The following is a 7,293-nucleotide window of genomic DNA, read 5'->3' on the forward strand; positions in this document are numbered from 1 at the left end:
AACAGCTTGTCAAAATAGACAAATGGTTCCCCTCTACAAAAACTTGCTCTAACTGTGGTTTTGTAAAAGAAATCAAATTATCAGAGCGCACTTATCGATGTGATTGTGGATTAAACCTTGATAGAGATTATAATTCAGCACTCAATATCAAAAAAGAAGGTATTCACTTATTAGCAAGTGCCTAATGAAAATATAAACTCTTGGAACAAGAGGGTTAGCTTGGTCAATTTCGTCAGCTATCAAAAGTGGCGATTACCCAAGAAGCCCCCACTTCAAGCAACCCGTAAGGGTGGTAAGTGGTGGGAGTAGTTCACTATCACTTGAACAGGATGTGATGAGATGTTTTTGTATGAATTTGATGCGATGAGAGAAGTAATAGATAAGGCGGAGCGCATGTTCGGTTTGTTAAGTGAGATGGAGTGTCGAGAAATGACGGAAGAGGAATGGTTACAACAGTTTTACGATGTTGCGACGTTATATGTTGAAAATGAGTATGCTTTATTAGGTTTAGAAATTTATGTTGAGGGAGATTTAGAGCCTTTCTTTACCGACGCGATTAAACGCTTTGAGGAAGGTGAGCGGTGGTTATTTGATTTGTTTGTGGCGATGCGTGACTATAAAGAGGCGATTGTGCGAACATTACTGCCCTATGTTTACCATTAAATCAGGTTGTGTAAATTTAAGGTTAAACCGTACGGTTTAACTTGACGAACGGTAAAACTGAGAGTAAAATTAAGGGTAATAAAGGGGAGTAGCTCTAACAATAATGTCGTCATTACGAGATCAATGATCTCCGGCATTACTGGCAACGTTCGTTGTAGGCAAGACCTTTACCAATAATACACCGCGGGTGTTTGTTGGTAAGGGTCTTTTTTATGTTTACGAAGGCGATTCTTTGTGAATAGTAAGAAAGAGTATACCAACTCATACCACAGAAGGAGTGGACAGTCATGGCTTATTACCAAAAAAGTCAGGAAGACACGTTAAAAGAACTAAAAGCAAGTATGGAGGGTCTTTCAAAAGAGGAGGTTGTGAGTCGTCTTGAGCGAGATGGCTATAACGAACTAGAACAAGAACAACAAGCTTCTACTTGGAAGCTATTTTTAGATGCTTTTAAAGATGCGATGGTGATTGTGTTATTAATCGCGGCGGCCGTTCAAATGTTGCTTGGTGAATATATTGAAACAATCGTGATTATGCTGGTGCTTATTATCAATGCGGTGATCAGTGTTGTACAAACGAAAAAGGCAGAGAGTTCACTTGATGCGCTAAGGGAAATGTCAGCACCGAGTGCAAAAGTACTGCGCCACGGTGAAAAACAAACGATCCCAGCGCGGGAACTTGTTAAAGGTGACATTGTCTATTTAGAGGCGGGAGACTATATTCCGGCCGATGGTCGGTTACTTGAAACAGGCTCACTGCAAGTGAACGAAGGCATGTTAACGGGTGAATCTCAGGTTGTCACAAAAGCGGTTGATACCATCACAGATGAAGTAGGGTTAGGAGACCGGGTGAATCTTGTCTATTCAAGTTCACTTGTGACAAATGGACGTGCGACATTTGTTGTGACAGAGACCGGAAAAACAACAGAAATCGGAAAAATTGCAAATCTATTAAACACAGCTGAACAAAAACAAACGCCTCTGCAACGTAAGTTAGATGCATTTAGCCGAAAGTTAGGTTTTTGGATTTTTATTTTATCAGGCGCTATTTTCTTAGTACAAGCGCTACGTATTTGGTTAGGTGATGGGCCTGTTGATTTAACGACGGAGCTGCTTCAAGCGTTAATGTTTGCGGTGGCGGTAGCTGTTGCGGCTATTCCTGAAGCCTTACAATCGATTGTGACGATTGTGTTATCTGTTGGTACAAATAAAATGGCGAAACAACATGCGATTATTCGTAAATTACCTGCCGTTGAAACACTTGGCTCAACAAAAGTTATCTGTACAGATAAAACAGGGACTTTAACACAAAATAAAATGACCGTGACCCATCACTTTACTTTCTCAGAAGGCGATGAAACATCGCTTGATGTGCTGAGCGAAGATGAGCGTTTCTTAATTGATACGGCTGTATTGTGTAATGATTCCTATATTGATTCAAAAAACCAAGAAGTCGGTGATCCGACCGAAGTGGCTTTGATTAATTATGCGAACAAAGCAGGTGAGGATTATCAAACGCTACGTGAACGTTATCCACGTCTTAGTGAAGTCCCATTTGATTCTGATCGTAAGTTAATGTCCACGCTGAATGACTATAAAGGGTCAAAGCTGTTATTTATTAAAGGCGGACCAGACGTTATGTTTAATCGCGCGACGAAGATTTTAGAAGCTGGTGAAATCAAGCCACTAACAAATGAACGACGTCGTCAATTAAATACACAAAACGAAGCTTATTCTCGTCAAGCTTTACGTGTCCTTGCGTTTGGTTTTAAAGAAATGCCAGCAACAACGACGGCCATCACTTTTAGTGACGAAGAAGACTTTGTCTTAGTTGGCTTATTGGCTATGATTGACCCACCTCGTGAAGCCGTCTATGCGGCGATTGAACAGACGAAACATGCGGGAATCACAACCGTTATGATTACAGGTGATCATAAGACAACAGCTGAGGCGATCGCAAAAGATATTGGCATCTTTGAAACAGGTGACTTAGCATTAACTGGGACAGAACTCGATCATTTAACTGATGCTGAGTTGGAAGAAAAGTTAGAGCGTATTCGTGTGTATGCGCGTGTGTCACCTGAAAATAAAATCCGTATTGTGAAAGCTTGGCAGAAAAAAGGTAACATTAGTGCGATGACAGGTGACGGTGTGAATGATGCGCCAGCGCTTAAACAGGCGGATATTGGTGTGGCAATGGGAAGTGGAACTGATGTATCTAAGGACGCAGCGGCAATGATTTTAACCGATGACAATTTCGTCTCAATTGTGAATGCCGTTAAAGTAGGTCGAACCGTGTTTGATAATATCAAAAAGGCGATTGCTTATCTCTTTAGTGGTAATTTAGGGGCAATTATTGCGATTTTATTTGCGGTTATTGCTGGTTTTCCAAATCCATTTACGGCCCTGCAGTTACTATTTATTAACTTAGTCAATGATTCACTGCCAGCAATTGCCTTAGGAATGGAAAAATCAGAGCCAGACGTCATGGAACGTGAACCGCGTTCGATTGATGAAGGGATTTTTGCGGGAGATACTTTACGATCAGTCATTACAAGGGGCTCATTTATTGGGATTGCGGTCATTATCTCACACTTAATTGGTCTACAAACATCCGCAGAAATTGGTGTGGCGATGGCGTTTACGACCTTGATTTTATCTCGTACCCTGCAAACCTTTGCGGCGCGCTCAAATAAGCAGACGATTTTCGGTGTGGGTTTTACATCGAATAAGTATGTTTTAGGTGCTGTGTCCTTGTGTCTTGGCCTTTATTTACTGACTATATTACCTGGTCTTCGTTCAATCTTTGCGATTCCACGGTCGTTTGGTTTCATGCACTGGTCGATGGCAGCTGGACTTGCGGTGGCGGCCGTTGTGATGATGGAAATAGTTAAAGTAGTCTATCATAAATTTTTCAAGTAAAGCAGTCTTGTTAATTTCGGTGTTGGTTTATAAAAAAATGATTTAAGTCGCACGATCATAAAACGACCGGGATAATGCTATCATTGTTCCGGTCGTTTTAAGTCTAGAAAAAGAAGATGTCGATGAAGTTGAGCAGGCGTTAAATTAGAGCGATAATTAAGGATGAAATAATTAATAAGGTAAATAGACACGTTTTTAGTAAACGTTTACGTATTTGGTGCATAGGTTGTAAAGATAGTGTTATAATCAAATCAAATTGTCTAGGAATTGGGTGACGAAAATGGAATTGATGAGTCAAGAAATCATTGATGCGATTGAGGATATGGTTTTTATAATGAGGGTGGGTGGCGATGCCACAAGTTTTTTCTACGAACGGGTGAATAAACAAGTGAAAGAAGTCTTAAACTTTACTGAAGATATGATTGGTAAGGCGATAGATGACGTGAATCCTCCAACAAAAGCAACGATTTTGATAAGTCAATATCAACAAGTCGTCACAACAAAAGAACAGGCACGTTATCAAGATGACTATTACATTTCAACCGGTCAAAGAGTGACTGAATCGGTTTTAACACCGATCATAAAAGATGGTCAAGTGACGCATATTGTTGCGGTAACGAGAGATTTAACAATAGAAAAACAAATAGAAGATCAAATGTATATTAGTCAACGGCGATTAGAGCTCTCACGTGAGCGCTATAAAGCGCTATTTAAAGAAAATACAGACCCCATTGCTTATACAAATAATGAAGGGCGTATTATTAAAAAAAATAATGCATTCCAAAAATTAATCAAAACGATTCATCATGAGGACCTTCCAAAGGATATCTTTGAGGTTTTTTATAATTATACAAAGGCATTTAGAACACGTTTTTTCAAGACAGTTAAGGGACTTCCACAGTCAATTGATATACAGCTTGTCACAAAAGATGGTATTGGTATGGAACTTCAAGTGAAGTTTATTCCGATGCACTTAGACGGGGCTGTTCAGGGGATTTACCTCGTTGTGAAGGACTTAACGACAGAAAGCTTCGCAAGAAGCGCACTCTATGAAAGTGAACAACGCTTTAGGTTAATTGCTGAGCATACGTCTGACTTGATTCAAATCTTAAATAAAGACCATGCGTTTGTCTATGTCTCACCGTCACATGAAAAGTTACTTGGATATGAATCACAACAACTCATTGATAAACCGGCTTTAAGTATATTGTCAGAGAAATCAAAAGTGGACATGTATCATCTTTTTAAGATAATGTTAAAAGAACAACAATCGATTAAGAAAGAAGGGAAGATTGTTGATGCCTTTGGTGATGAACATTGGTTTGAGTTACAATTTGAGCCAATATTTGATGACGATCATCAGCACCAAAAAACGATTGTCGTTGCGCGTGATATAAAAGAGCGTAAGCGATATGAGCGGGAACTAAAACAAATGGCTTACCAAGATCCACTTACAGGACTTGCCAATCGTCGAATGTTTCAAATTCGCTTAGAACAAGTGATGAGTTTGTATGAACGCCATCAAGTGCCTTTTGCAGTCTTAATGCTGGATTTGGATGACTTTAAAGGGATCAATGATCAATACGGTCATGAAGTAGGAGACCAAGTGATTGTTGAGATAGGTCAACGGCTTCAAATGGCCTTGCGTGATATGGATACGGTTGCGCGTCTTGGTGGAGATGAGTTTATTGTTTTATTGCCGGAAGTCCAAGATGCGACGAATTTATCACGGATTGTCGACCGAATTGAAGCGAAGTTTAGAGAACCACATGTTGTTAACGGTGCATCGCTCAATGTGGGTGTCAGCATTGGGGTGGTCATGCCTGAAAAATTGCAATGTGAATTAAATAATATCTTGTCTCATGCGGATGAAGCTTTGTATCAAGCAAAACGGCATGGGAAAAATAGAGCTGTCTTTAAAGCCGTATCAACTAAAAAATGAACCTATCGCTAAACGGCAACGTCCTTATATTATGAGGGCGTTGTTTTTAATTAATAATAATACCAAGTAATACAGTACTTCCTTATTATTGATTTTTATACAGGCAGATCTATGTTTAAAAGAGAATAAGACTTCGTAAGAAAATGCTGACAAATAAAAAGCTGAATTAAATACACAACGTGATTGCGTATTGAAAAGTTTTGCTGAGTGCATACATCAATAACTTTATCCGACGGATAAACATAGTGTATAATATAATGTGTTTACATCATTATAATAAAGAAAGGTTGTTTCATTTGAAAAAAGAACGGATTGTTTTTATCGGAGACAGTATTACAGAGTGGGGAAAAACAGATGATTTTCGTGAAATTGGGGACAACTATGTTCGCATGATTCGTGATTATTACGCGACAAGTAAAGGCTATGTGCCAGAGATCATCAATAAAGGAATTGGTGGTAACCGCATCACGGATTTACAAGCGCGCTGGCAAGAAGATGTGATTGACCTGCAACCAGATATTTTGTCCATCTCAATTGGGATCAATGATGTGTGGCGTCAACTGGATGCATCAGATATGGACCAAGTCACGCCAGATGTTTTTGAAGAGATCTACCATACGTTGATTAGACGGACATTAGAAGAAACAAACGCCCAAATTATTTTGATGGATCCAACTGTGATTGAAGAAGATGCTGAATCAAAAGGCAATCAATTACTTAAGCCTTATTTAGAGATTGTTGAAGTGATGAGTAAAACATATCAGTTACCGCGTGTAAAAACACACGAAGCTTTTCTTGACTATATTGAACGTGGGCTTGAATTACCTTTAACAATTGACGGCGTTCATACAACGAGTACGGGTGATACACTTATGGCTAAGACATGGATTGAGACGATTTTAAGTAAGTAAAGAGCGTGAAAAAGATTTAGCTATGTGTTTAGCTGAATCTTAGACAACGTTTATCCTCTTAGTGAAAATAAACCTGATCAGCTGTTAATCGGCTCATCAGGTTGATGTATGTGTCGGTTGTACTCGATAAGTAGAGGGCTTTCTCATAGTTATCGCTTACGTCCGGTAATCATGTTGTAGATAAAGACGATTAAGGCAATGACAAGTAGAATGTGTACTAGGCTACCTGCGACATTAAACATAAGCCCTATTAGCCAAATGATTAATAAAATACTAATAATAGTCCAAAGCATACACGCCACTCCTTTCTTTAGTCTATTGATGGGTGAATGTGCCGTTACTTTAACTTACCCATATAGAAAGCATATAAACAGTTTTTCCAACAAATAGGAATAAAGAATTAGTACTTGCAGAAGTGAAAAAAGGGTGTTATAATTCAACTTATCACTTTAGCTAACGCAGTATTTCGTTTATAAAAACGAAGTGTTGCGTTTTATTTATGTCTTTTTTAACGCACTTCCGAAAGAAGTCTCCCTCTTCAAGCGTGTGAAGGGCGTAGCCCAACGATAAGGGGGAGATGAATGTCGGTTGGGCGACAGCCCAAAGGTTTTTTATTTTGTCTTTTTTCTTATTATGGTGTAATCAGTCTTATTAAGTATAAGGATTGAGATAACAATGAAATTAGACAGTAACAATCATTCAGTATTTTTGATGCATTACCATCTTGTGTTAGTTGTGAAGTATCGAAGAAAAGTAATAGATGATACGATTTCGGATTATGCCAAAGATAAATTTGTGTCATTGAGTGAAAAATATAATATCACATTAGTTGAATGGAACCACGATATTGACCATG

Annotated in this window: 7 protein-coding genes; 6 read left to right on the forward strand and 1 reads right to left on the reverse strand. The window is 38.9% G+C overall.

Translation table 11 applies throughout. The features are described from left to right. The 5 genes from BM163_RS13415 to BM163_RS13435 form a co-directional block, all read left to right on the forward strand. Nucleotides 1-185: zinc ribbon domain-containing protein (locus tag BM163_RS13415; protein WP_143088218.1), on the forward strand; the 185-nt coding region annotated here is incomplete at its 5' end. A gap of 154 nt (nucleotides 186-339) precedes the next feature. Beyond that, a complete protein-coding gene (locus BM163_RS13420; RefSeq protein WP_089803680.1) occupies nucleotides 340-663 on the forward strand; it encodes a hypothetical protein in 324 nt (107 codons plus the stop codon). A gap of 287 nt (nucleotides 664-950) precedes the next feature. After that, nucleotides 951-3,584: a cation-translocating P-type ATPase gene (locus BM163_RS13425; RefSeq protein ID WP_089803681.1), complete on the forward strand. Its 2,634-nt coding sequence runs from the start codon at nucleotides 951-953 to the stop codon at nucleotides 3,582-3,584. A gap of 280 nt (nucleotides 3,585-3,864) precedes the next feature. Next, complete coding sequence (locus tag BM163_RS13430) at nucleotides 3,865-5,526, forward strand: sensor domain-containing protein (protein ID WP_089803682.1); 1,662 nt, start codon at nucleotides 3,865-3,867, stop codon at nucleotides 5,524-5,526. Nucleotides 5,527-5,822: 296 nt separating this feature from the next. Continuing rightward, on the forward strand, nucleotides 5,823-6,437 hold the full coding sequence (locus BM163_RS13435) for an SGNH/GDSL hydrolase family protein (RefSeq protein WP_229675587.1): 615 nt from the start codon (nucleotides 5,823-5,825) through the stop codon (nucleotides 6,435-6,437). Between the two features lie 149 nt (nucleotides 6,438-6,586). On the opposite strand, the gene BM163_RS13700 is transcribed toward BM163_RS13435, so the two are convergent. Further along, nucleotides 6,587-6,730, reverse strand: coding sequence for a lmo0937 family membrane protein (locus BM163_RS13700; RefSeq protein ID WP_143088242.1), 144 nt, complete (start codon nucleotides 6,728-6,730; stop codon nucleotides 6,587-6,589). Nucleotides 6,731-7,112: 382 nt separating this feature from the next. On the opposite strand from BM163_RS13700, the gene BM163_RS13440 reads away from it, so the two are divergent. Then, a partial coding sequence (locus BM163_RS13440; RefSeq protein ID WP_177200262.1) for a transposase occupies nucleotides 7,113-7,293 on the forward strand: 181 nt, incomplete at its 3' end.

The organism is Halolactibacillus alkaliphilus, assembly GCF_900115465.1.
Classification (GTDB): Bacteria; Bacillota; Bacilli; order Bacillales; family Amphibacillaceae; genus Halolactibacillus; species Halolactibacillus alkaliphilus.

Excerpts from the sequence above, each read along its gene's own strand:
- BM163_RS13425 (WP_089803681.1), top strand. The coding sequence starts at position 951 with ATGGCTTATTACCAAAAAAGTCAGGAAGACACGTTAAAAGAACTAAAA.
- BM163_RS13420 (WP_089803680.1), top strand. The coding sequence starts at position 340 with ATGTTTTTGTATGAATTTGATGCGATGAGAGAAGTAATAGATAAGGCG.
- BM163_RS13430 (WP_089803682.1), top strand. The coding sequence starts at position 3,865 with ATGGAATTGATGAGTCAAGAAATCATTGATGCGATTGAGGATATGGTT.
- BM163_RS13700 (WP_143088242.1), bottom strand. The coding sequence starts at position 6,730 with ATGCTTTGGACTATTATTAGTATTTTATTAATCATTTGGCTAATAGGG.